Source organism: Achromobacter sp. B7, assembly GCF_003600685.1.
GTDB lineage: Bacteria > Pseudomonadota > Gammaproteobacteria > Burkholderiales > Burkholderiaceae_B > Achromobacter > Achromobacter spanius_B.
The window spans coordinates 2925315-2949155 of the sequence record NZ_CP032084.1 but is presented as its reverse complement, the minus strand read 5'-3'; the positions used below and the strand labels follow the sequence as shown (position 1 = coordinate 2949155).

The 23841-nt window shown below is 65.7% G+C and carries 27 protein-coding genes and 1 other annotated feature; of the genes, 14 read left to right on the top strand and 13 right to left on the bottom strand.

The annotated features are described in order from the left end of the window. Window positions 1-244: 244 nt before the first annotated feature. The gene (locus DVB37_RS13335) at window positions 245-655 is read left to right on the top strand and encodes a hypothetical protein (RefSeq protein WP_046805653.1); all 411 of its coding nucleotides are present in this window, start codon (window positions 245-247) and stop codon (window positions 653-655) included. Between the two features lie 70 nt (window positions 656-725). On the opposite strand, the gene DVB37_RS13330 is transcribed toward DVB37_RS13335, so the two are convergent. Next, window positions 726-2291: a TerC family protein gene (locus DVB37_RS13330; protein WP_046805652.1), complete on the bottom strand. Its 1566-nt coding sequence runs from the start codon at window positions 2289-2291 to the stop codon at window positions 726-728. Between the two features lie 476 nt (window positions 2292-2767). Then, entirely contained in the window at window positions 2768-3193 is a 426-nt protein-coding gene (locus DVB37_RS13325) for a hypothetical protein (RefSeq protein ID WP_046805651.1), read from the bottom strand. Between the two features lie 115 nt (window positions 3194-3308). Between DVB37_RS13325 and DVB37_RS13320 the strand changes: the two genes are divergently transcribed. The 4 genes from DVB37_RS13320 (at window position 3309) to DVB37_RS13305 (ending at window position 8637) form a co-directional block, all read left to right on the top strand. Continuing rightward, the gene (locus DVB37_RS13320; RefSeq protein WP_120155558.1) at window positions 3309-4103 is read left to right on the top strand and encodes a gluconate 2-dehydrogenase subunit 3 family protein; all 795 of its coding nucleotides are present in this window, start codon (window positions 3309-3311) and stop codon (window positions 4101-4103) included. Beyond that, window positions 4096-5862: a GMC family oxidoreductase gene (locus DVB37_RS13315; protein WP_120155554.1), complete on the top strand. Its 1767-nt coding sequence runs from the start codon at window positions 4096-4098 to the stop codon at window positions 5860-5862. Before DVB37_RS13320 ends, DVB37_RS13315 begins: the two co-directional genes overlap by 8 nt. 2 nt (window positions 5863-5864) lie before the next feature. Next, window positions 5865-6806: a c-type cytochrome gene (locus DVB37_RS13310; protein WP_120155551.1), complete on the top strand. Its 942-nt coding sequence runs from the start codon at window positions 5865-5867 to the stop codon at window positions 6804-6806. A gap of 222 nt (window positions 6807-7028) precedes the next feature. Then, window positions 7029-7081, top strand: a sequence feature (sul1 is cis-regulatory element that is thought to sense ions involved in sulfur or methionine metabolism; They are found in Alphaproteobacteria). A 92-nt stretch (window positions 7082-7173) separates the two neighbouring features. Continuing rightward, window positions 7174-8637, top strand: coding sequence for a SulP family inorganic anion transporter (locus tag DVB37_RS13305; protein ID WP_120155549.1), 1464 nt, complete (start codon window positions 7174-7176; stop codon window positions 8635-8637). A 9-nt stretch (window positions 8638-8646) separates the two neighbouring features. Here the strand turns inward: DVB37_RS13305 and DVB37_RS13300 are convergent, their stop codons facing one another. Then, window positions 8647-9738: a DUF748 domain-containing protein gene (locus DVB37_RS13300; RefSeq protein ID WP_120155546.1), complete on the bottom strand. Its 1092-nt coding sequence runs from the start codon at window positions 9736-9738 to the stop codon at window positions 8647-8649. 98 nt (window positions 9739-9836) lie between these two features. Between DVB37_RS13300 and DVB37_RS28360 the strand changes: the two genes are divergently transcribed. After that, the gene (locus DVB37_RS28360; protein ID WP_162941211.1) at window positions 9837-10193 is read left to right on the top strand and encodes a hypothetical protein; all 357 of its coding nucleotides are present in this window, start codon (window positions 9837-9839) and stop codon (window positions 10191-10193) included. Window positions 10194-10333: 140 nt separating this feature from the next. On the opposite strand, the gene DVB37_RS13290 is transcribed toward DVB37_RS28360, so the two are convergent. Beyond that, entirely contained in the window at window positions 10334-11239 is a 906-nt protein-coding gene (locus DVB37_RS13290) for an EAL domain-containing protein (RefSeq protein ID WP_046807602.1), read from the bottom strand. Window positions 11240-11532: 293 nt separating this feature from the next. On the opposite strand from DVB37_RS13290, the gene DVB37_RS13285 reads away from it, so the two are divergent. Together DVB37_RS13285 and DVB37_RS13280 are read left to right on the top strand one after the other, a co-directional pair. Then, window positions 11533-13665, top strand: a complete 2133-nt coding sequence (locus tag DVB37_RS13285; protein ID WP_120155543.1) for an FUSC family protein — start codon at window positions 11533-11535, stop codon at window positions 13663-13665. Between the two features lie 112 nt (window positions 13666-13777). Further along, window positions 13778-14614, top strand: coding sequence for a universal stress protein (locus DVB37_RS13280; protein ID WP_120155541.1), 837 nt, complete (start codon window positions 13778-13780; stop codon window positions 14612-14614). Between the two features lie 19 nt (window positions 14615-14633). Here DVB37_RS13280 and DVB37_RS13275 read toward each other — a convergent pair whose 3' ends face one another. The 3 genes from DVB37_RS13275 to DVB37_RS28355 form a co-directional block, all read right to left on the bottom strand. Beyond that, on the bottom strand, window positions 14634-15590 hold the full coding sequence (locus DVB37_RS13275) for a 2-hydroxyacid dehydrogenase (RefSeq protein ID WP_120155538.1): 957 nt from the start codon (window positions 15588-15590) through the stop codon (window positions 14634-14636). Between the two features lie 276 nt (window positions 15591-15866). Further along, window positions 15867-16019 (bottom strand): DUF3309 domain-containing protein, encoded by a 153-nt coding sequence (locus DVB37_RS13270; RefSeq protein ID WP_006219570.1) that lies wholly within the window; start codon window positions 16017-16019, stop codon window positions 15867-15869. A gap of 62 nt (window positions 16020-16081) precedes the next feature. After that, on the bottom strand, window positions 16082-16243 hold the full coding sequence (locus tag DVB37_RS28355) for a hypothetical protein (protein ID WP_162941210.1): 162 nt from the start codon (window positions 16241-16243) through the stop codon (window positions 16082-16084). Between the two features lie 190 nt (window positions 16244-16433). Here DVB37_RS28355 and DVB37_RS13265 point away from each other — a divergent pair, with 190 nt between their 5' ends. Then, window positions 16434-17519: a DNA topoisomerase IB gene (locus tag DVB37_RS13265; RefSeq protein WP_120155536.1), complete on the top strand. Its 1086-nt coding sequence runs from the start codon at window positions 16434-16436 to the stop codon at window positions 17517-17519. On the opposite strand, the gene DVB37_RS13260 is transcribed toward DVB37_RS13265, so the two are convergent. Further along, window positions 17505-17771 carry a hypothetical protein gene (locus tag DVB37_RS13260; RefSeq protein ID WP_046807597.1) on the bottom strand — a complete coding sequence of 89 codons (267 nt, stop codon included), beginning with the start codon at window positions 17769-17771 and terminating at the stop codon, window positions 17505-17507. The genes DVB37_RS13265 and DVB37_RS13260 overlap by 15 nt on opposite strands. A 186-nt stretch (window positions 17772-17957) precedes the next feature. Further along, window positions 17958-18095, bottom strand: coding sequence for a hypothetical protein (locus DVB37_RS28935; RefSeq protein ID WP_205571611.1), 138 nt, complete (start codon window positions 18093-18095; stop codon window positions 17958-17960). A gap of 236 nt (window positions 18096-18331) precedes the next feature. Between DVB37_RS28935 and DVB37_RS13250 the strand changes: the two genes are divergently transcribed. Beyond that, complete coding sequence (locus DVB37_RS13250; protein ID WP_046807596.1) at window positions 18332-18673, top strand: YqjD family protein; 342 nt, start codon at window positions 18332-18334, stop codon at window positions 18671-18673. Window positions 18674-18703: 30 nt separating this feature from the next. Here the strand turns inward: DVB37_RS13250 and DVB37_RS13245 are convergent, their stop codons facing one another. After that, window positions 18704-18880 (bottom strand): CsbD family protein, encoded by a 177-nt coding sequence (locus tag DVB37_RS13245; protein WP_046807595.1) that lies wholly within the window; start codon window positions 18878-18880, stop codon window positions 18704-18706. Between the two features lie 172 nt (window positions 18881-19052). Between DVB37_RS13245 and DVB37_RS13240 the strand changes: the two genes are divergently transcribed. Further along, a complete protein-coding gene (locus DVB37_RS13240; protein ID WP_120155533.1) occupies window positions 19053-19943 on the top strand; it encodes an SDR family oxidoreductase in 891 nt (296 codons plus the stop codon). Window positions 19944-20013: 70 nt separating this feature from the next. Here the strand turns inward: DVB37_RS13240 and DVB37_RS13235 are convergent, their stop codons facing one another. Further along, window positions 20014-20604, bottom strand: a complete 591-nt coding sequence (locus tag DVB37_RS13235; RefSeq protein ID WP_104145534.1) for a hypothetical protein — start codon at window positions 20602-20604, stop codon at window positions 20014-20016. Window positions 20605-20746: 142 nt separating this feature from the next. Here DVB37_RS13235 and DVB37_RS13230 point away from each other — a divergent pair, with 142 nt between their 5' ends. Both DVB37_RS13230 and DVB37_RS13225 read left to right on the top strand, forming a co-directional pair. After that, on the top strand, window positions 20747-21016 hold the full coding sequence (locus DVB37_RS13230; protein ID WP_120155531.1) for a hypothetical protein: 270 nt from the start codon (window positions 20747-20749) through the stop codon (window positions 21014-21016). 69 nt (window positions 21017-21085) lie between these two features. Beyond that, on the top strand, window positions 21086-21385 hold the full coding sequence (locus DVB37_RS13225; protein ID WP_046807591.1) for a DUF378 domain-containing protein: 300 nt from the start codon (window positions 21086-21088) through the stop codon (window positions 21383-21385). An 11-nt stretch (window positions 21386-21396) separates the two neighbouring features. Here the strand turns inward: DVB37_RS13225 and DVB37_RS13220 are convergent, their stop codons facing one another. Further along, window positions 21397-21654 (bottom strand): hypothetical protein, encoded by a 258-nt coding sequence (locus DVB37_RS13220; protein ID WP_223265008.1) that lies wholly within the window; start codon window positions 21652-21654, stop codon window positions 21397-21399. A gap of 173 nt (window positions 21655-21827) precedes the next feature. On the opposite strand from DVB37_RS13220, the gene DVB37_RS13215 reads away from it, so the two are divergent. Then, window positions 21828-22211, top strand: coding sequence for a hypothetical protein (locus DVB37_RS13215; protein ID WP_052946137.1), 384 nt, complete (start codon window positions 21828-21830; stop codon window positions 22209-22211). A gap of 12 nt (window positions 22212-22223) precedes the next feature. Here DVB37_RS13215 and DVB37_RS13210 read toward each other — a convergent pair whose 3' ends face one another. Beyond that, window positions 22224-23606: a sigma-54 dependent transcriptional regulator gene (locus tag DVB37_RS13210; RefSeq protein WP_046807590.1), complete on the bottom strand. Its 1383-nt coding sequence runs from the start codon at window positions 23604-23606 to the stop codon at window positions 22224-22226. Window positions 23607-23841 lie beyond the last annotated feature (235 nt).

Below are 23841 nucleotides of genomic sequence, written 5' to 3'. Positions count from 1 at the left end.
CCCGTTGCCCGATCAGGCGCATCAGACGACCGGGCGCAACGTGGTGATTCTTCATAAGTGCTTGTTTACCAAGCCCTTTGGCCACGTCCGCCTATTTAATCGGGTCGCATTGACAGCGCGGAAACGCCGGCACTACGCTAGGCCGCACGCCAGGGCGCCCCATGTCCAAGCCCGCCGCCTTGGCCATCGGATCATCGGGCGCCAGACGTAGCAGCCCCTCCGAAGTTCCCTGCTGGAGACGCGTATGACCTGGCGCCAGCCCTTGTTTCGGGCATTGATCGTGCTTGCTCTATTCGTAGGACTGTCGCCGCCGTCCCAGGCCGCATGCAGCGACAAGAAAATATTGTCTCTGTCCGACGAGGGAAAATCGGTCAAGGCCATTGCCAAGGCCTGCAACATGGCGGCGGCGAAGGTGCGTGCCGTGGTGGAGGCCGATGACAATGCCGCCGACGACGTTGCGGCGGCCGCGCCCGTCGACGTGCCACGCAAGCTGCCTTCCGGTGCGGGCCTGGCCAGCTGCGACTGCCAGGGCACCGTGCCCTACGGCGACAAGGCGCCCGAACAACGCTGCCAAAGCGGCACGTCGATCGCTACCCCGTGCGCCGGCTACTGCCCGCCACGCGGCATCGCCCCGTGGCGCCGCGTGTGCAGTTAGCGGCAGTCGTGGCCGCCGGCATACCGACCCGCGCGGTCCGCGTTGCGGGCGTCACGGCGGGCACAGGTGTTCACAGGTCCGGCCGCGCATGCACTTGATGCAGGCGCAGGCCGTCGCGGCGGGTGATTTCGAAGGTCCATTCATGCATGCGGATCGTGTCGCCGGCATCGGGCAAGCGGCCCGCCGCGCGCAGCAGGCATCCGGCCAAGGTGGCATCGGGGTATTCGTCCACCAGGCCCGGGGTGTTCAGCAGCCGCGCGGCCTCGCCCACCGACAAGCCGCCTTCCAGCAACCACGAGCCGTCGGACAGCTGCAAGGCTTCGGGCTGGTCTTCGCTGTGCTCCGGCAGTTCGCCGCCCACGGCCGTCAAGACGTCCATCGGCGTGACCAGGCCTTCGCACACGCCGTGCTCGTCCACCACGATCAACATGTGGTCGCGCGAGGCGCGCAGCTCTTCAAGAATCTTCAACACCGGCGTGGTTTCCATGACGTAGCGCGGCTCGCGCGCCAGGTCCACCAGGTCGATAGGCCCGGGGTTGCGCAACAGCGGCATCACGTCCTTGAAATGCAGCACGCCCAATACATTGGACGCATCGCCCGCGCATAGCGGCAGACGCGAATGGCCGGTGGCGAATTTGCGCACCACCGCCTCGGGCGTGTCGGCCACATCCAGCCAGGTCATGTCGCCGCGCGGCACCATGATGGAACGCACGTCGTGCGCGCCTACCGACAGCACCCGTTCAATCATGGAGCTTTCCTCGGGCGCGAACGCGGGCTCGTCGCCCACACCATCCACCAGCGCCGCCATGTCGTCGGCCTGCTGACCGGGCTGGCCGGGCTGGCCGCTACGGCCGGCGCGCAGCAGGCGCAGAACCGCCTGCGCCGTGCGTTGGCGGCGGCCCAGCGCATGGGTTCCCTTCACGCGATTGCGCCGGGCCAACTGATTGCACAGCTCGATCAAGATGGAAAAGCCAATCGCCGCGTATAGATAGCCCTTCGGCACGTGGAAGTTCAGGCCTTCGGCGACCAGGCTGAAACCGATCATCAGCAACAGGCCCAGGCACAGGATGACCACGGTCGGGTGGCGGCCCACAAAGGCCATCAAGGGGCGGCTGGCCACCATCATCACGGCCATCGCGACCACCACGGCGATCATCATGATGCTCAGTTCCTGCACCATGCCCACGGCGGTAATCACCGAGTCCAGCGAGAACACGGCGTCCAGCACCACGATCTGCAAAATCACCTGCCAGAAGATGGCGTGCTGCGGCTTCTGGCCGGACTCATGGCCCGCGCTGCCCTCGACGCGTTCATGCAGTTCCATCGTGCCCTTGAACAGCAGGAACAGGCCGCCCAGGATCAGGATCAGGTCGCGCCCGGAGATCTCGCTGCCCAGCACGGTGAACAGCGGCTCGGTCAGCGTCACGACCCACGCGATGCTGGCCAGCAAGCCCAGCCGCATCACCAGCGCCAGGCTCAGCCCGATCAGGCGCGCGCGGTTGCGCTGCTCGGGCGGCAGCTTGTCGGCCAGGATGGCGATGAAGACCAGGTTGTCGATGCCCAGAACAATTTCAAGTACCACCAGCGTCGCCAGGCCAAGCCAGGCGGTGGGGTCGTTCATCCAGTCAAAAATCATTGTTGATCCGCAAGTGTCGGGTGGGCGCGCGAGATGGCGCCGCCCTGAGTAGGGAAAGCGTGGTCAATCAAGGGGGATTGGTTGCGGCCCGGCGGTGCGCGGCACGCTATTTGCGGCGTGGCGCGCGCGATGCAAGCCGGCTGAGCGCGCCGATGCAGTCGGGCGGCCGGTCTTGTGGCAGGAAGAAAAGGTGGGCGCCAAGGCGCCCTGCTAGGAGGCGGGTCTTCAGTCATAAAAGGCCGCGTCCGCGAGGCTGCTTGAGCAAACCTTTATCGCGTACACCGCCGAACTCTCGTTCTTACAGGAAGCTGAATGATACCTGAAAGTTGGATTCCCTCAGATGGCCGCAACCGCCCCGCGCGCAACGAGGCATGTTGCACAAGCCGCGTCTACACAGGCCGCGGCACGCGCCCCTGTCGCGCAAGCGGCAGACGCGACGGGGCCCGCGCAGCGGTGCGCGCCCCCTGCCAGATGGCTCAGCGGGTGTCCGCGCCGCCGCCCGAGCCGGACGTGGCGCCGGCCCCCGGCATGCCCGCGTTGTCGGGCGCGCCCGCCTTGCCGCCGGGCACCGGTTTGCCACTATGGGTGCCGGATGCGGGCGCCTTTTGGCGCGAATCCGGTTCGCCCTTGGGCGGGGCATTCGAATCCTTGGCGCCGCGATCGGGCTTCTTGGTGGTTTCTTCAGTCGACGGCATTTTTTTCTGGTCCTCGGATTGCGCGCCCGGCACCGGCTTGCCGATGGCATTGGCGGGCGCCGTCTTTTCGTCAGCGGTGGGCATGGGCATGGAAGGTGGCGGCGCCGCCTGCGCAACCAGGGTGGTTTGCGACGTTTGGGCGGTGGTGGCCTGCCAGGGCAGCGTCGCCAACATGGCGCACAGCAGTAGCAGTTTGTGGCTTTTCATCGTTGTCTCCCAGTTGAAAACAGTGACAAACTACGCGCCAGCGGATAACGATTTTGTACGGATCTCTTTGAACTCATGGGCAAGTAGCGTGCCTGCCCTGACACTGGAGTGATGCATGGACGATCAATCCCCTAAGGACTTACCCGCGGACGATCAGCCGGTTGCCGGCCGACGCGGCTTGCTCAAGGCCTTGGCCGTGGGCGTGCCCGGTGCGGCCTGGGCCGCCAAGGCGGTCGGCGCGCCGACCGCGCCAGCCCCGGCAGCGGGCAACCCCGAAGGCCAGGCGGCCATCTCGCCGTCCGCCCCTCGCACCCTGCAATTTTTCAACGCTGAGGAAGCGAAAACGATGGACGCCATCGCGGCGCGCCTGATCCCCGCCGATGAGCTGGGCCCCGGCGCCAAGGAAGCCGGCGTCACCTTCTTCATTGACGGACAACTGGCCGGTGCCTGGGGCGCGGGCAGCCAGTTCTACCGCCAGGGCCCCTTTGAAAAAGGCACGCCTGAACAGGGCTACCAGCTTTCTTTCACGCCCGCCGAAATGTTCCGGCGCGGACTGGCTGCGCTGGATGCCGCCGCGCGCAAACAAGACGGCAAACCTTACGCGGAACTCGACGAAGCCAGGCAGGACGCCTGGCTTCATGATTTGCAGGGCGGCAAGGCGGACTTCTCGCCCTTGCCTTCCGACGTGTTTTTCCAGGCCGTGCTGGATGCCACCATTGAAGGCTTTTTTTCCGATCCGCTTTACGGCGGCAACGCCGACATGGTCGGGTGGAAGCTGGTGGGCTTCCCCGGCGCCTATGCCTCGTTTTCCAACGACATCGAACGCCACGGCGTGATCTGGGCGGGCAAGCCCGTATCTATCGCGAACGCACGCGGACACACGATGAAACCGGGAGACCAGCATGGCTAAAACATTACCTCCCGTGGACGTCGCCATCATCGGCGGCGGCTGGACGGGGTCGATCATCGGCAAGGAACTGGCCGCCGCAAAACAAAAAGTGGTGGTGCTGGAACGGGGGCAGGCACGCTGGCCGTCGCCGGACTTCCAGGGGCCCAACGTCCACGATGAACTGAAGTACACGCGCCGCCACGAACTGCACCAGGACGCGGCCACCGAAACCTTCACGTTCCGCAATAACACCGACCAGAAGGCCCTGCCGATGCGGCGCTGGCAATTCGCCTACCCGGGCACGCACCTGGGCGGCGCGGGCAACCACTGGTCGGGCGCGTACTACCGCTTCGACCCCACCGACTTCCGCATCCGCAGCCACTACACCGAACGGTATGGCGCAAACATCTTCGACAAGGAACTGACCTGCCAGGACTGGCCGGTCAGCTACGACGAGCTGGAACCGTACTTCGACCGCTACGACTACCTGATCGGTGCGTCGGGTCAGGCGGGCAACATCAAGGGCCAGAAGCAGGAAGGCGGCAACCCCTTCGAACCGTGGCGCTCGCGCCCCTACCCCAACCCGCCGATGAAAGTGCCCTACGCCCCGGCCTTGTTCGGCGAAGCGGCGCGGGGGCTGGGCTATCACCCCTACGTGCAACCCTCGGCGCTCTGTACCCGCCCCTATGTCAATTCCGAAGGGCTGCACATGAGCGCGTGCGTGTATTGCGGCTTCTGTTCCAACTTCGGCTGTGAACATTTCGCCAAGGCCTCGCCCCAGGTGTGCATCCTGCCCGTGGCGCTGAAGATGGAGAACTTTGAAATCCGCACCGGCGCGCACGTGCTGCGCGTAGAGCTCACGCCCGACAAAAAGCGCGCGCGCGGCGTGACCTATGTAGACGCGGCGGGTGAAGAAGTGTTCCAGCCCGCCGAAATCGTGGTCCTGTGCGCGTTCGGCATCAATAACGTGCGGCTGTTGCTGTTGTCCGGCATCGGCAAACCGTACGACCCGGTCACCGACACCGGCGTGGTCGGCCGCAACTACACGCACCAGACCACGTCGGGCGTGAACCTGTTTTTTGACGAAGCCACCAACATCAACCCCTTCATGGGCGCGGGCGCGGTGGCCGTCACCATGGACGACTTCAGCGCCGACAATTTCGACCACGGCCCGCACGGGTTCGTGGGCGGCGGCTACTTGCAGATCCAGGTGGTCAGCGGCGCGCCCATCGGCTACCACCCCACGCCCAAGGGCACGCCGGCCTGGGGCGCCGACTGGAAGAAGGCCGTCAAGCGCTACTACAACCATTCCGCCTCCATCACCATCACCGGCTCCGCCCAACCCTGGCGCGGCGGCTACCTCAGCCTGGACCCCACCTACAAAGACGCCTGGGGCCTGCCGCTGTTGCGCGTCACGTACGATTTTCCGGACAACGACATCCGCATGTCGGCATTCCTGACGGGCAAGGGGGATGAAATCGGGAAGGCCATGAAGGGCGTCGTGCGCACCGAACCGGGTCCGCGCAAGCGTCCGTTCTCGGCCACCGCCTACCAGTCCACCCACCTGACCGGCGGCGCGGCCATGGGCGACAACCCGGAAACCAGCGTGGTCAACCGCTACGGGCAAAGCTGGGACGTGCCCAATGTGTTCGTGACCGGCGCGGCGCTGTTTCCGCAGAACTCGGGCTACAACCCGACGGGCACCGTGGGCGCCACCGCCTACTGGATCGTGGAAAAAATCAAGGCGGACTATCTGCGTTCGCCGGGACGGCTGGTGTGATCATGATTGAACATCGCAAAGGCATCTCTATCGCCGTGCTGCTGATCGTGGCGCCACCGCTGGTCACGCTGATCGCCACGGCCCACCAGATGATCGGCACCGGCGGCGACGGGCTGATCCGGGCCCGGGCCGTGACGGCATCGGCACCACCCGCCACGCAGGCGCCCGCCAGCGCACCGGCCGCCTCGGGCGCACCGGGCGCCACACCGGGCGCCACACCGGGCGCCACACCGGGCACAGCACCCGGCACGGCACCCGCGCCCACGGCCGCGGCCGCCCCGCCCAAGCCCCCGGCGCCCGTGCCAGGACGCAGCGCGCTGGACTTCAGCGCATCGCGCCCCGCATGGGAAACCTTTCTGCGCGATGCCGACCCGGCGGCCGGCAAGCAATTGGCGGCCAACGGCAAACCCGCCGCCGGTGTGCAAGCCTGCGTGGCCTGTCACGGCCAAGCCGGCATCACGCCGTCGGGCGGTATCTTTCCCAACCTGGCGGGCTTAAGCAGCGAATACCTGGCCAAGCAACTGGCCGATTTCCGCAGCGGCGCGCGAGTACAGCCCTTGATGAATACCGTGGCGCGCGCGTTGTCCGAGCAGGAAATCGGCCAGGTGGCAGCGTACTACGGCACGCTGGCCGGGCCGCCCATGCACGTGGGCGAGTTTGGCGGTGACGCCGCCCGCAAGCTGGACGTGCAAGGCGACGGCGCACGCGCCTTGCCCGCCTGCGCCAATTGCCACGGCCTGCGCGGCATGGGCGAAGGGCCGCTGATACCCAGGCTTGCCGGCCAATCGCGCGAGTACTTCACCGACCAGATGAACGCGTTTCGCAGCGGCTCGCGCCAAAACGATGACGTCGGGGTGATGCGCGCCTTTTCGCAACGCCTGACCGACGCCGAGATACAGGCGTTGGCGGCCTACTACGCGGGGCCGGCGCCTCAGCAACGGTAAGCGCCGCAGCTTGCCTTTCGCGGCGCCGGGGTGGCGGCGGGTGGCGGCGGGTTGCGGCGGGTTGCGGCAGGTTGCGGCAGGTTGCGGCAAGTTGCGGCAGGCTGCCGCAGGTTGCCGCAGGCGGCGGCCCCTTTGGCCGCCGCAACGCCCTACAAGCCCGTCCATGTACAATCCCCACCGCCGTGTCTGCAATGGACGCGGCGATCGCGTTACCGCGATCTTGGTGGACCCGGCATGCCGGGTGGCTCGGCCGGGCGCCTATCCCCCGGACAACTTCAAGCGACTTTGGGTGCGTGCCCGGAACTTACCGCATCGGCCCTGGGCACGATGACGCCCCACCGCTTGCTGACTTCAGGCTAGCTGAACCATGTTTTCGTTTTCCACGCTGCGCCGCGATTGGCTGTCCAATCCCCGCGCCGATATTCTTGCGGGCGTGCTCGTTGCGCTGGCACTGATCCCCGAGGCCATCGGCTTTTCCATCATTGCCGGCGTTGATCCCAGCGTGGGCTTGTACGCGTCGTTCTCGATCGCGTTGGTCATCGCCTTTGCCGGCGGTCGCCCCGCCATGATCTCGGCCGCCACCGCGGCCATCGCCGTGCTGGTCGTGCCGCTGGTGCGCGACCATGGCATCGCGTATCTGTTCGCGGCCTCGGTGCTGATGGGCGTGTTGCAGATCGTGGCGGGCCTGTTGCGCCTGGACCTGCTGATGCAGTACGTGTCGCGTTCGGTAGTCACCGGCTTCGTCAACGCGCTGGCCATCCTGATCTTCATGGCGCAGCTGCCGCAGCTGACCCACGTGACGTGGGTGGCGTATGCGATGGTGGCGGCGTCCCTGGCAATCATCTATGTGCTGCCGCGATTCACCAAGGTGATACCTTCGCCGCTGGTGGCCATCATCGCCATGACCGCGGTGTCCATCTATCTGGGGCTGGACGTCAACACGGTGGGCGACATGGGCAAGCTGCCTTCCGCCCTGCCCTCGTTCGCGCTGCCGGACGTGCCGTTCACGCTGGACACGCTGCGCATCATCCTGCCGTATTCGCTGACGATGGCGGCCGTGGGCTTGCTGGAATCGATGATGACCGCCCAGATCGTGGACGACATGACCGACACGTCCAGCGACAAGCGCCGCGAATGCAAGGGCCAGGGCATGGCCAACATCGTTACGGGCTTTCTGGGCGGCATGGGCGGCTGCGCGATGATCGGGCAGTCGGTCATCAACGTGCGTTCCGGCGGACGCACCCGTTTGTCCACCTTTGTGGCGGCAACGTTCCTGCTGTTTTTGATTGTGGTGCTGGGCCCGCTGGTGGCGCGCATTCCCATGCCGGCGCTGGTGGCGGTGATGATCATGGTGTCCATCGGTACGTTCAACTGGCGCTCGCTGCGCAACCTGACATCGCATCCCTGGCAATCGTCCGTGGTCATGCTGGCCACCGTTCTGGTGGTGGTGTGGACGCACGACCTGGCGCGCGGCGTGTTGACCGGCGTGGTGTTGAGCGGGCTGTTCTTCGCCGGCAAGGTCAAGGGCCTGCTGACGGTGACGTCACAGCGGGCAGACGACCGCGCCGCCCGCGTCTATCGCTACCAGGGCCAGGTGTTCTTTGCGTCGACGGGCCGGTTTGCCGATGCCATCGATTTCAACGATGACGCCCCGGCCGTCGTCATTGACCTTAGCGGCGCGCACTTCTGGGACATCTCAGCCGTGGATGCGCTGGAAAAAACCGTGGCCAAATTGCGGCGCGCGGGCAAGACGGTCGAGGTGATCGGCCTGAACGAGGCCAGCGCCACGATGGTCGGCAAGTACGCATCGCCGGCCCCGGGCTCGCACTGATCGCCTGGCTTAAGGGCTAAGCAGATCCGACAAGGCGTCGCCCAGTTCCTTGACGGCGCCCGTTACGCCTTCGGCGGCGCCTTCCGCGCCCACGCCGATCGCCCGGCCGAACCCGCGCGCCACTTGCGCGGCAAACCCTCGCGCGACCGAGAACTTCGGATTGTCCAGGCTGCCGCGTAGCGCGAATTCAAACCGCAACGCGCCCGTCTTGTCTTTCATGGCGGCCAGCACGGCCTTGCGCGGCAGGGAAAATACCGACCCGTCGCCCGTGAACTTCAGGTCGCGCAGCGCCACCGTGCCGGACGCGCGCAGGTCACGCTTGTCGATGGCGGTGGTCATGTCCAGGTCCATCGCGCCGGCGGCCAGCGTGCCCGCCCCGTTCTCGGACAGGTAGGGCGCGGCATGGCGGATGTCCATATTGCGCACCGCCACTTTCATGTTGGAATCCGTGCTGCCCAAGGCCACCCAACCTTGCGCGCGCACGGTGGATTCGCCGTTGCGGTTGTCTTGCACCGCCCCGCTGAATTCCAGGTCGCTATGCGACCCGTCGCCCGGGATGGCGATCGGGTTCAAGCGCGCCTGAACGTTCTTGAACGCGATGCGATGCGGCGGTTTGGACACGACCGCATCCAGGAAATCCAGGCGCCCGTCGCGCAGCACCAGGTCCGCGATGCGGATCGGCACGGGTCCGCGCGTGCGGCTTTCGCCCGAATGCAATGCGGTCTGCAAGGCCGGCGCAATCTGCATATCGTCGCCGCTGCGCACCACCGCAAAGTCAAAGCCTTCAACCAGCACGGTGTGGAACACGGCTTCGTGGCGCAGAAAAGCCGTCCATTCCGGTTCCAGCGTCACGCGCGTGGCGCTGGCCTTGTTCTGGCCGGCCGCACCCGGCACCACCACGTCTGTCAACACCACTTGCCGCAAGCCCACGCTGATGTCGCCCACCTGGCTGCGCGGCCCCAACAGACTGTAGATGCGCTGCTCGACCATGCGCGTCGCGGCAAACGCCAGTATCGCCACCAGGGCGACAAGCATCAGCAGCACGGCCAGCGTGGTGCCCAGGGCCGAACGCCGGCGCGGAGCTGGGGCGGGAATGCTCATGAAAGATCCTGTGTGGGCGAACGAAAGTACGCGCAAGCGCGCGGGCGCAACCAAGGCATGGTCAAAGATACGGCGACATTATTCAATGGTCGAAATGGATGATGGCAGCAATCCCGGCCGCCAAGCAAATGGCCCCGGCCTCGCCGTGGTTGCTGGCGGGGCCGGGGCCGTCGGGAGTCGCGCTTGCCGTACTGGGAAATCAAGACGCGGTCGAGACGCTAGCGCTGCGTCTTGTTTTGCTGTCCGGGGTTCTGGCCTTGCTGGCCCTGGCCCTTGTCAATTTGCTGACCGGGCTGCTGACCCGATTGCTGGCCCGGCTGTTGACCCGGCTGCTGCTTGTCACGCGAATTTTCCTGGGCCTGTTGCTTCTGCGGCTGCTTTTGCTGGTCGGGCTGGTTCTGGTTGGACATTGCGTGTCTCCTTTAGGGCGGAACGATTCCGCTGGACAGGAGTAGCAACTGGCGTGCCCAAACAACACCGCGCGCTGGATGTGGGGGGCAAAGTTTTGATGACCCTGATTGATTGGTGCCGGGCGCGGCAAGCGCCGCGGCCTGCCGGGGGACGGCCGCTCGGTAAGAATTACCGGCAGCTTCGATTACTGGGTGGTGACGCGCGCGCGCGAGGAAGGCTCGGCGTCGGCGCCGTCGAAGGCTTCGATCCACGAAGAGGCGTAGCTGGCGGAGGCGGCCAGCGGGGATATCCCGTCGCGCTGGGTGCGCAGGCGCACCATCAGCTCGTCCAACACCATGGGGCGGCCCAGCGCAAAGCCCTGTCCATAGCGGCAACCCGCCGCGCGCAAGGCCGGGATGTCGGCCACGTTCTCGACGCCTTCGGCCACCACGCGCCAGCCCATGCGCGTGGCAAGCTCGGCGGCGGTGCGCAGCACTTCAAAGGCCACCGCGCTGCGGCGCATGCGGGTCACGAAATATTGATCGATCTTGACTTCGGACAAGGGGATTGCAGACAGCAGCTTCAGCGACGCATGGCCGGTGCCAAAGTCATCCAGGCTGACTTCGCAACCGGCGTCCTCAAGCTTCATCAACGACGCGCGCAGCACGTCCAGTTCTTTGATGGGCTGGTCTTCGGTAAGCTCCACGCGCACCAGCGAGGCCGGCAACTCGGCGGCCTGGATGCGGTTAAGCAGAAAGTCCACGCAGCGCTCGTCCGACAAGGTCGTGGCCGGCGCGTTGATCGCCACGGGCACGGCAACGCCCATTCTGCGCATGGTCAGCAGCACATCGATGACGCGCAGGCACACGCGTTCGAACAACTGCTTGTCCAGGCCCATGCGATTGACGCCGGGGATGAATTCGGCGGGCATGACGACGCCCAGCCGCGGGTGTTGCCATCGCGCCAGCGCCTCTGCCGACACGATCTTGCCGGTCAGCAGATCCACCTGGGGCTGCAACAGCACGCGCAGCCCGTCCTTACCCGCAATCATGGCCGCGATTTCCTCATCGCTGACCACCGAGCCTGTGGAAGCCTCGTGATTCGGTGTCATGTCTACGCTCCTAGCGTGTTCCCGGATAAAGCCTGCGCTGTCCGGGCGCAGATAGAACACATTGGGACATGAGTATTCACTGTTGGCTTGCCGCAATCGGCGGGGTTAAATTCCACTGCGCGATCGCAAGTGTTTTTTTATGCCATTTTGCGCAATTGTTCCAGGCAAATTTGCGAGTATCTGGCAACGCATTCACATTTATGTAACCGTCCGTATATGCCGGCGCCTTGTCGACATGCTAGGGTTTGCATCCCTGGCCGGTTTGGCTTCCCCCTGCTGCGACTTCCCTTAGCGTGACAAAACTGCTTTCCCGTTGGCGCGCCTCGCTGCGCCACGTCCTGTGGCTGGACGCCCTGCAAGCCGCCGCGATCAGCGCGGCCCCCGTCATTCTTGCCGTGCTGGCGCATGAGCCCCGCCTGGGCTGGACGGCCATCGCGGCGTTCTGGGCCTGCTTTGGCGACCCCGGCGGGCCGCTACGCCAGCGCGCCGGCTCGATGCTCGCCCTGGGGTTGGTCGGCGCCCTGTTCTGCTTTCTGGCCAGCGCCAGCGCGGGGCACCTGTGGCTGCTGCTGCCCCTGACTTTCCTGTGCTGCACCCTCGGGGGACTCTTGCGGGTGCTGGGGCCCGCCGCCGCCATCGTCGGCACATTGTTGTCGGCCGGATTCGTGGTCGCCGCCGAACTGCCCGCGCCCACGCTGGCCGAAAGCCTGTCGTACACCCTGTTCTTCCTGGTTGGCGCCGTCTGGGCAATTTTGATGACCGCCCTGGTATGGCGGCGCCGTCCCTGGAAAGACGCGACGCACGCCGTGGCCCATTGCTATCGCGGGCTGGCCGACTTTGCCGATGCCCTGGCGCGCATGTATTCCGGCCTGACGCCCGCCGGCGGTCCGCAAGCCTGGACGGCCGTTACCAAGCCGCAACGCAGCGCGCAACGCGCTGCCCTGGAGGCGGCCCGCGTGCGCATCCGCGAAGTGCAGGACGCCCGGCCGTCGCGCCGTGCCCGCGCGCATCAACTGATGTATCTGCTGGACAGTGCCGAAGACAGCTTCATTGCGCTGGTGGCCGCGGCCGACCTGCTGGAGTCGAACGCACCGCGCTGGCTGGGGCGCAGCGCGGGCGCGCACCTGTCGCATGCCCTGCACCGCTACGCCAGCGTATGCAACGCCATCGCCAGCACCTCCGACGTCAGCGACGCCAAGCAGGCCGAATGCCTGCGCGAACGCCTGGCGCATTTCGCGGCGGGCTTGCATGACCTGCGGGGCGGCGCCATGGCGTACGCGCCGGATCTGGCGTCCGTCGTCCCGGTGCTGGACCGCATGCTGCACACGGCCCAGTCCGTCATGCAGGCCATGTTCGACCAGGGCGATGCGCCCACCGCGCCTGTCTCGTCGCCCGGCATGGGCAGCCGGGCACGCCAGGCCCTGCGTACGCTGCGCCAGAACATCGGCGTGGAATCAGACGCCTTTCGCCACGCCTGCCGCGTGGGCGTGGGCGCCACCATCGCGGTGGCCCTGTCCAAGACGTTTGCGGTGAATCACGGCTATTGGATGTCGTTGACGCTGGTTTTCATCCTGCAACCCTATTTCGCCACGACCTGGCAGCGCACGGTGGAACGGGTGATTGGCAGCGTGGCCGGCGCCATCGGCGCGTCGCTGCTGGGCTTGCTGCTTAGCACGCCGCTGTCCGTGGCCTTGGCCGTGCTGCCGATTGCGCTGGGCACGTTCGCCGCCCGCACCATCCATTACGCGCTGTTCACCTTCTTTTTGACGTCGCAGTTCGTTCTGGTCAGCCATATCCAGCAGCCGGAAATCTACGAACCCATGCTGGCCGCGCTACGTGCGTTCAACAGCGTGTTGGGTGGCGTGCTGGCGCTGCTGGTGGGTGTTTTGGTGTGGCCGGAAAAAGAGCCGCGCCAGTTGGCCGATGCGCTGACGCGCGCGCTGGAGCGGCATGCGGCCTACGCGCTGGCGCTGCTGCGCCAAAAGAGCAACGCGCCGTCCGCGCCCACCCAGGCGGATATCGTGGGGCTGCGGCGCCTGGCGTGCCTGTCTGCTGACAACGCCGAAGCGTCGTTGCAGCGCTTGCAACAAAACCCGGTGCACCGAGACCGCAAGGTCGACACCGCCGTGAACCTGTTGAACGCCATGCGCCGCATCACCGCCGCCGGCACCGTGTTGGAAATCCAGCCCGCCCTGCCGGCCGACGCGCCGGCGGCTGCCTCGGCGCTGCAAGACTACGCGCGCGTCCTGGCGCACGCCTTGCACCCGCAGGATGAGGCGCCGGGCGTTAGCGCCCGCCAGTTCGCGGTGCCCGCCGCAGTCACGGCGGCAGACCCCGCGCTGGCCGGCCCGCTGGACCGCATTGCGCAACAAGCGCGCCAGGTGCGCCAACTGCGCGATCGCATCGAAAAGGAATCAACGGCGTGACGCGCGCTTGCGCCGGACGCGGGAGATTGCCCACGGGTTGATGCGCGTCAATAGCAAGGCGGCAAGAAAGCGCAACCATGAAGGCATGGGACGCTTATCAAGGAGACCCGCCATGTACCGCCGCATTTCTGTACACCTGGACCACGGCTTCGACTGCAAACGCCGCACCGACCTGGCGCTGTCGCTGGCGCGCCGCCACCAGGCGGAGCTGGTGGGCATTTACGCCAGCGCCGCGCCGCCGCAGTATTACTACGGCGAATCCGTGCTGATGTCTCGCACGCTGGACGTCATGAAGCAATTGCAGGCGCAGAATCGCGACGCAGTGGAAAGCGCGTTCTTGGCCAGCGCTGCCGCATCCGATATTGCCGCCGTCGTCCGCGCGGGCGATGCCGCGCCCAGCGCCACCGTCGCGCTGCATGCGCGCACCAGCGACCTGGTCATCGTCAGCCAATTCAACCCTGACGATATCGAAGCCGCGCACGAAACCGAATTCGTCGAACAGATGTTGCTGACCACGGGGCGGCCCGTGCTGGTGCTGCCCTCAAGTGGCGAATTCAACGCCGTCGGCAACCGCGTGCTGGTTTGCTGGGATGGCAGCCGCGAAGCGGCCCGCGCCTTGGCCGACGCCACGCCCGTCTTGCGCCAAGCCGCAAGCCTGGTGATGTTGACCATGGAAGAAGGCACGGCGCCGTCCAAAGCCGGCGTGGTCGATTTCAACGACGTGGCCACGTACTGCGTGGCGCACGGCATGCCGGCACCTAGCCACGTGCGCCGCGATATCAAGGGCGTGGGCGTGGGCAGCACCATCCTGAACGCCGCCGCCGACCACAGCGCCGACCTGATCGTGATGGGCGCCTACGGCCACAGCAAGTTCCGCCAATGGGCCATGGGCGGCGCCACCGCGTCCATCCTCAAGAGCATGACCGTGCCGATCATGTTCTCGCACTGAGCGCGGACCGCGGCGGCGCTCAGGCCGCCTGGGCGTGTGCGTCCAGGACGGGCGTCAGCACGGGCTGACCGGCAAAGTGCGCCGTGGCGTTTTTCAGGAACAGCGCCACGGTTGCCGCGACCGCTTCGGGCGACCGCCCGGCGCTGTGCGGCGTCAGCACCACGTTGCCCAGCTTGAGCAGGGCCTGCGGGACCTGCGGCTCGCCGTCCACCACGTCCAGCCCCGCGCCCGCGATACCGCCGTCGGACAGCGCCGAGATCAGCGCGTCCGTGTCCACGACGCTGCCCCGCGCGATGTTGATCAGGTAGCCGTTCGGCCCCAGGGCTTGCAGCACTTGCGCGTCCACCAGGTGCCGTGTGCCCGCGCCGCCGGGCGTGGCGATGACCAGGAAGTCGGACGCCGCGGCAAGGTCGCGCGGGTTATCGAAATAGGTGTAGCCCGTTTCAGGACGCGCGCGCCGGTTGAAATAGCCGACCTGCATCCCGAAACCGTTTGCGCCGCGCCGCGCAATTTCCAGGCCGATGGTGCCCAAGCCCAGAATGCCCAGGCGCTTGCCCGTTACTTGCGGCCCCATGAAGCCGCTCCAGTGGCCTTGCCGCACCCAGGCGTCCGCCTGCGGCAGATGGCGCGCCACGCCCAGCAGCAGCGCCATGGCATGGTCGGCCACCGACACGGCGTTGGCGCCAGGGCCGTTGGTCACGATGATGCCGCGCGCATGGGCAGCGGCCAGGTCGATATTTTCATAACCGACGCCCAGCGAACAGACGAGTTCCAGCTTGGGCATGACCGCCATTTCGTCGGCCTTCAAACCCGTGGCGCCGCGCGTCAGAACGACGCGGATGTCCTGGCCGTGTTGGGCGATGGCGTCAGCGCGCGTCTGCGCGGTGGGGGCATAGACGGGCTGGAAGCCGCGCGCCTGGATCTCGGGCAGGTAGTCCTGCACGCTGTCGATCAAAATCAGCAAGGGGATGGTCATGTTGGCGTTGCCGGGTAGCGGGGTCTTGGAAGGACGGGCAAAAAAGCAGGCGAAGAAAGTCGGCCAAAGAGAAGTGGGCCAAAGAATGGCGGGCAAATCTTACGCCTGGCGTTGCCGTCGCGCCACCCGCCGTCCAGCCCTTGGCCACGCCCAAACGCAATGGCCCGGGGCGGCGATGCCACCCCGGGCCACATTGCAAGACCGTCATGTCCGAAGCGTTACCTTCGGCCGCGTCAAGCCCGGGCCTTTCAAGCCCGTAGCGTCAGGTTCGGACCGTTATATCCGTCCCATCAGCAGCATCACGATCAGCACGATCACGACAATGCCGAGCAGGCCGCTGGGGTAATAGCCCCAGCTTCGGCTGTGCGGCCACGCGGGCACGGCACCGATAAGCAGCAGGATCAGAATGATCAGCAGGATGGTCGACATAATGACTCCTCGTCGTTATTGATTTGCGTTGTTCTGGTTGGCGTTGTTCCGCGGCCGCCGCATCAGCGCTGGGGCGGCTCGATTTCCTTGACGGGCGGCGACAGCGGCGGCAGGTCCACTTCCGGCTGGTCGGTATCGGGGTCCACCGGCAAGTCTCCCGGCGGCGACCCGGGCGGAATGGGCTCCGGCTTGGGCGGCACGTGTAGATGCTGTGTGGCTTGCATGGCACTCTCCTGTAGGGACCGTTGCGCCACGCGCTTTGCTGCGCGCTGTGCAACGATCGATTCGCAGACGGTTGTCGCTGGCCCCTGTTCAGCAAGCGCCGTGCCCAAATCCCCTGCTGGCTGCCCGATGGCCGACTGATTCACGGGCACGGCGCTTGCTTCGGGACGCCCGTAAGGTTCCGGAGACAGCATGGACACCCGCAGCAACCCGCTTGCCGAGCCGGCCCCCGGCGCTGGCGACCCGCCCTTGGTCTACGTGGATGACACCCAGCCCGGCTACCGGCGGGTACGCGTCAACGGCAGCACCTTTCATTACCTTGATACCCACGGCAAGCGCATCACGGACGAGGCCGAGATCCAGCGCATTCACAAGCTGGTGATCCCGCCCGCGTACGAAGATGTGTGGATCTGCCCCCTGCCCCACGGGCATTTGCAGGCGACCGGGCGCGACGCGCGCGGCCGCAAACAATACCGGTATCACCCCGCCTGGGCGGCACTGCGCGATGCGGGTAAATACCAGAACCTGCTGGCCTTCGGACAGGCGCTGCCGCGCATCCGGCGGCGCGTGGCGCGCGACATGAAGGAACGCGGCCTGACGCAGAACAAGGTGATCGCCACCCTGGTGCGCTTGCTGGAAACCACACTGATACGCATCGGCGCCCGTGAGTACGCGCGGTCAAACAAGTCTTATGGCTTGACGACGCTGACGCGCCGCCACGCCACCGTGGCCGGCAGCAGCTTTCGTTTTCGCTTCGTGGGTAAAAGCGGCGTGCCACACGACGTGACGGTACGCGACCGCCGCGTGGCGCGCATCATCAAACGCTGCATGGAGATCCCCGGCCAGCAGCTGTTCCAGTATCTGGATGAAGACGGCGCCAAGCACCCCGTGGATTCCGGCGCGGTGAACGCGTATCTGCGCCAAGCGGGTGAAGGCGACTTCACGGCCAAGCATTACCGCACGTGGGCGGGGTCCGCGATGGCCTACGCGGCATTGCAGGCGCACCCCTTCGAGACCGCGACGCAAGCGCGTCAAACGGTTGCCGAGGTCATCAAGCAGGTGTCGAAGCGGCTGGCCAACACGCCCGCCGTATGCCGCGCCTGCTATGTGCACCCGGCGTTGCTTGAGGCCTATCTGGAGGGCCGGCTGCCGCCCAAGGCGCGCGCGCCGGATGGCCCGCGCGGGCTGCATGCGGATGAACGGCGCCTGCTTGAATTCCTGCGCAAGCTGCCGCCCATGGACGCGCCCGCGCCGCCCATGCCTTCAGAAGAGGTGTGAACGTGCATTCTTCGCGCGCGGCTGCGGCGCGTCACCATCGGCCCAGTTCGACTCGGTCTGGTTATCGACCACGGCACGCTTGTCGCGAGCGGCCTCGTCCGGCGTCGAGGCGTCTGGTTTCACCGGTTGTTTCGGCACATCGACGGGCCCGCGCGGCGGCAGTATCTTTGCGGTGTCCTGGGTGGCGTCCGCCTTGGGCGCAGAAGTGTCGGACGCTGCGTTCTCGGGTTTCGAATCGGATCGGGATTTCATGACTACCTCCTGTCTGGGTTCGAGCTTTCATGCTACGGCCGCGCGCCGCATCGAGGCACTGACAGTATCTTCAAATTGCAAGCGGATGTGCCCGGCCGGGCGCGGCCGCGCCTTTGCCAACCGCCATGGGCACTCACAAGGAGATGCAATGCGAGACCCAAACTTCGAGCAATGTGTGCAAGCCTGCTACGAATGCGCGGTGGCTTGCGACCAGTGCGCCGCGGCCAGCTTGGACGCCAATGCAGCGCGGATGAAGCGCTGCATTGCCTTGGCAACCGATTGCGCCGGGGTGTGCCGCTTGTGCGCCGCGATGCTGGCGCGCAACGGCGAATTTTCTACCGCGCTTTGTACGTTGTGCGCTTTGGTTTGCGACGCTTGCGCTCGCGCATGCGCGCCTTACCAAGACATGGAGCACTGCCAGATCTGCGCCGGCGCCTGCCTGGCGTGCACGCTGGCTTGTCAGGACATGCTCGAAGCTTGACGGCTTTGACACGCCACGGGGCCGCACGGGCAGGCCTCGGACCCGGCGCCCTTTTCGCCCGACTGCCAGGAGCTTTTCGATGGCCTCTACGAATACCCCTTTGCCTTCCGATTTTCCCGAGAACGGCCCGGACGATCGTGGAACGCGCAGACGCGCGCGCCATCCGGAAAGTTGGATCGACGAAATCGAAGCGACCTTGCGCGATGCCGACCCGGGCGATCTGGACGCGTTGAAGGCGCGCCTGTCGGATCAGCTGAACGCCACGCGGCGCAGCCTGCGCGATGCCTCGGATAATGCGGGGGATTTGATGCGGGAAACGCTGGACTGCACCGAAGAATACATCCACGCACGCCCGTGGCAAGCCATCGGGCTGGTGGCTGGCGCGGCGTTCCTTTTCGGCGTCATCGTGGGACGCCAGTAACCGCCGCGCCAACAGGGCTCAGGCCGGGCATCAGCCCGGCTTTTGGGCCTTGTCCTTGGCGTCGCCGTAAGCGGCCTGCGTCTTGCCGGCTACTTTTTGCGCCGTGCCTTTGAGCTCGGTAGACGTGCTACCGGTCGCCTTGCCAGCCACTTCCTTTACCTTGCCGGCGGCCTCTTCGACTCTGCCCTTTACCTGGTCCTTGTTCATGGCTCTCTCGCTTTCATCATGTTGATGTGTGCCCGGCGCCACGGTTGACGCCGGTACCGTTCCTACGCAAGCGCCGTGCCCAAACCATTTGGCGCAACAACAGGAACAGGGTTTGCTCCTGCGCGGGGCCAGGCGTGGAATTTCGCGCCATGACCATGACAGGAGCCCAGCCATGAGCAAACCCTCGACCCCGCCCCAAACCGGCGACCGCCCGCACCCCAATCCGCCCATGCCCGGCCAACATCTGGAAAAACCTGGCAATGAAGCCGACATGGTGCTCAAGCCCCAATACCAGGCGCCAGGCTACGAAGGCAGCGGCAAACTCAAAGACATGGTCGCCCTTGTCACCGGCGGCGACTCCGGCATCGGCCGAGCCGTCTGCGTGTTGTTTGCGCGCGAAGGCGCGGACGTCGCCGTGGTGTATCTGGACGAACATGAGGATGCAGAGGAAACCCGGCGCGTCGTCCAGGCCGAAGGCCGGCGCTGCGTGTTGATCCCGGGCGACGTGAAGGACGGCGCCTTTTGCAAAAGCGCCGTGGAGCAGACCGTGAAGGAATTCGGCAAGCTCGACATCCTGGTCAACAACGCGGCGTACCAGCAGCACATAGCCTCGCTGACCGACATCAGCGACGAGCAATGGGAAAAAACGCTGACCACCAATATCACCGGCTACTTTCGCATGGCGCGCGCAGCGCTGCCGCATCTGAAAACCGGTGCGTCGATCATCAACACCGGGTCGGTCACCGGCTTGCAAGGCAGCGCCAAACTACTGGACTACTCGTCGACCAAAGGCGCCATCCACGCCTTTACCCGGTCGCTGGCCGCCAACCTGGCATCACAGGGCATCCGTGTGAACGCCGTGGCGCCCGGACCGGTGTGGACCCCGCTGAACCCGGCGGACCAAAGCCCCGAGGCCATCAAAGAGTTCGGCAAAAAGACGGACCTTGGCCGCCCGGCCCAGCCCGAGGAAATTGCACCGGCCTATGTGTTCCTGGCCTCGCCCGTCTGCGCCAGCTACATCACCGGTATCGTGCTGCCCATCACGGGCAGCGCGGGCGACTGATCAGCGCGCGGGAAGATGCAGCAGGCCGCCCGCGGGCGGCCTGCTGTTTTTTTGATACGGCACGGAACATTCAAGGCGTGGGCGACGGCGCCTCGACGGTTTGCGGCGGCGTGAGCGGGTCGAAGTCCTGCCATTTTCCGTCTCGCCAACGGCCTTGGGCGCGTTCAATGTCTTGTCCACCAGACTCGCGCAACACCCGACGCGCCACCGATTCCTTCTCCGCGGTCACGTGCAACGCCAGCATCACCCCGGCCATGCGCACCACCGGGTGGGATTCCTGCACGACCGGCGTGCTGGGCGTCTTGCGCCGGCCTCGGCCCACGATCCACATGGCGCCGGCCAGCGCGCCGATATAAGCCCCGACACCGGCCGCCGCGATGATGATCAGCACAGGCGCGGACATCTGCGCGGCGATCATGCCACCCAGCAAGGCAAACACCAATCCCAACGCCGACGCGCCGGCCATCGCGCCCAGGTGGCCGCCCTTGGCGTCGGGGTCGGCCGCCCGATCCCCCCCAAGCGGATAGCGCGAATGCCCGCCTGCGGAATTGATATAGAACGTGTGGACGTCGTCTTCCGTAAAGCCTTCTTTGAACAGGTTTTGCGTGGCCACGGAGGCTTGGTCAAAGGTCTGGAATCTGGCGGCAACGATCAAGGACATAGCGTTCTCCCGTATGCGTACGCCCGCTGTCCAGCAACTTGCATACCCGAGGGGCCGCGGCACGCCACTTGCGAGGCCGGCCGAAGCGCGGCGTTGCCACGCGGCTGCGCCATCGCCTATTCAAGACTTACCGGAGACCGTCATGCCCCCTACCCCTGACATCCAATACCCCGACAACAGCGGCCGCCCCGATGTCGGACCCAGCGACACCTCGGACTCTGCCAGCGATGTGCCGCCGGGTCTGGCGCACACCGATAGCGACTCGCAATCCACCGGCGACCGCGAAAGCGTGGACCCGGACTTGCTGGACGACGATGCGGACGGCGATGACATCGCGCCCGATCACGTGACCGACGCTGACGACGCGGGCGTTTCGCGCTCGCCGCCTGACCCGGTTCGCAACGGAGGTTGACCCTGGGCAGTACCCACGCGCTGCGGGCGGCCTCTGCCCGCAGCCGCCCCTCACCGGAGCACGCGCACCATGGACATGTCGGGCCAGAGTGAAGATATTTCCGCAAGCGAAGAAGAAATTGCCGCGCGCCCGCTCGGCCGCCGACGCGATTTGTCGGGGCTGGATTGGGCAGCGCTGATCGCGGTGGTGGCCGGCGGTTTGAATTGCGGCCTGATCGCTGCCGTGAACCTGGATGTGATCGCCCGCGTCATTCCCAACGCCGCCGTCACGCGTGGCATCCAGGGCATCATCGGGCTGGCCGCGCTGCATTGCGTGGTGATGCTGTTCCGCTGGGCAGATGAAGCGGGCGAGCCCGGCGAGCCGGGCTAAGCCCGGCTTATTCAGTTGCCCGGCGGACGCTTACCCGGGTACTGGCCCCCTTCCTCGAATTCAGCGCCCTTGGTATTGGGTTTCTTGTCGGCGGGCCGCTTGGCGGGCTGCCGCTCTTTGCCGAAGCCGGGCTTGTCCGCGCCGAACTGCCCGCTGTCGTGGGCGGCTTCGGTATTGTCCTTGGGCTGGTTGGCCTGGGATTTTCCGGTCTCGGCGCCGGCGGCCTGATTGTCCTGCTTCATATCGTTCTTCATATCGTTGTGGGTCATGGGTAGCTCCGCGTTGACGTGATGGATATCGCCGCGCATCGATTGACGTCGGCGGATATCGCTGGAAATCGCCCACAGCCCGCGCAAGCGCCGTGCCTGACACGCCGGGAACGGGACTTGCTCTGGAGTCCGCAGGTCCGCCCCGTGTGGACCCTTACCCAAAGGAGTCAGTCATGAATCTGTCCAGAACCGTTTGCCCCGCTATCGCCTTGTGCCTGTCCGCCGTCGCCTTCCAGGCCTCCGCGCAAACCACCCAAGGCAGCTCTGCGCCCCTGCGCACGAACGATCAAATCGACAGCCAATACAAGATGGACAAAAAGGCTTGCGATGCGATGAAGGGCAACCAGAAGGACGTGTGTCAGAAGCAGGCGGAAGCCAACCGCGACAAGGCCCGCGCCGACGCCAAGGCCGGCAAGGAAAAGGCCGAGGCCAACCATGACGCGGCCAAGACCAAGAGCGACGCCGATTACAAGGTGGGCAAGGAAAAATGCGATGCCATGTCCGGCAACGCCAAGGACGCTTGCATGGCGGATCTGAAGACCCGCCACAACAAGTAAACCGCCAGTCGGTCAGGCCGCGTCCCTGGAATCGCGCTGGCCGGCGTCTTCGCCGGGCAGCGCGAAGCCGGCCGCGGCATATTCTTCAAGTCGGTTGTAAAGCGTCTTGGGGCTGATGCCCAGCATCATCGCGGCCTGCTTCTTCACGCCGTTGCAGCGTTCAAGCGTCGCGAGGATCAGGCGGCGGTCCGCCTCGGCCAGCGTCTCGCCCACCGGCACGCTGACTTCTCCGCCCACGGGTTCACCCGCCGGCGACACGTGCGGGGCCAGCATGTCCACCCCCAGCACATCCCCATCAGCCATGATGAAGGCACGGCGCACAAAGTTCTTGAGCTCGCGCACGTTGCCCGGCCATTCATACTGCTTGAGTATTTCGGACGCCTCGGGCGAGAAGTATTTGTTCCTGCCCGACTCCTGGTTCTGCGCCTGCAGAAAGCGGCGCGCCAGCAGCAGGATGTCGTCGCCCCGTTCGCGCAGCGGCGGCAGTTCAATCGGGAATACGCTCAGGCGGTAATAAAGATCTTCGCGCAGCTTGCCTTCTTGCACCGCCTGTTCGGGATTGCGGTTGGTGGCCGCAACGATGCGGATGTCGCAGCTGATCTCGCGGTTGGTGCCCACGCGCATGAACTGCCCGGTTTCAAGCACGCGCAGCAGCTTGACCTGTAGGTCCAGCGGCATTTCCGTGACTTCGTCCAGGAACAATGTGCCGCCGTCGGCGCGTTCGAAATAGCCCTTGTGCTGGCGGTCGGCGCCGGTAAAGCTGCCCCGCTCGTGGCCGAACATTTCGCTTTCGATCAGGTTGGGCGAAATCGCCCCACAGTTGACCGCAATGAACGGGCGCTGGCGACGCGCGCTGAGTTCGTGGATGGCGTGGGCAGCAAGCTCTTTGCCGGTGCCGCTTTCGCCGATCAGCAGTGTCGTCACATTGGTGGGCGCCACCCGGCCGATCTGGTGGTACAGCTGCACCATGCGTTCCGACTCACCATACAGCTTGCCGAAACGGCCGGGCTCTTCGAAGGGCATGCCGGGCAGTTCGCCACCGGCGTTCGTAACGACTCGCGTCAGAATTTCGTTCAGCCGTTCCATGCAGATCGGCTTGACGAGAAAATCGCTGGCGCCCAGACGCAACGCCTGGACGGCGTAATCCACCGTGCCGTGCCCCGTCATCACCACGACTTCGGCGCTGGCCACGGCCGCATTCTTGAAAATGTCCATGCCGTTGCCACCAGGCAAGCGGACATCGGTCAACACCAGATCCGGCGCTTGCCGTTCCAGCTGTATCAGCGCATCTTTCACGCTTCCTGCCACTGCCACCGAAAAGCCGCTATCGCGACCCATTTCGGCCAGTGTTTCCCGTATCGCGTCGTCGTCATCGACGACAAGCAGATGAGGCATGAGTTCTCCTGTTGCCGGTGCGCGGTCATCAATCAGCGCGCGCGTTTATCACTGTGAGGATAGACACTCTGGAGCCATAATGCGTAAATAATCGATACTGTCCACTAAAGTTTTCGAATACTTGCAACTGGTCGCAGTCGGGCTACAAACGTACCACTACGATTGTGCTGTCGCGTAAGGCCCCGGCGGCCCGAGGTATCTTTATGGCAAATCGCACCACCGCGCGGCGCGACAC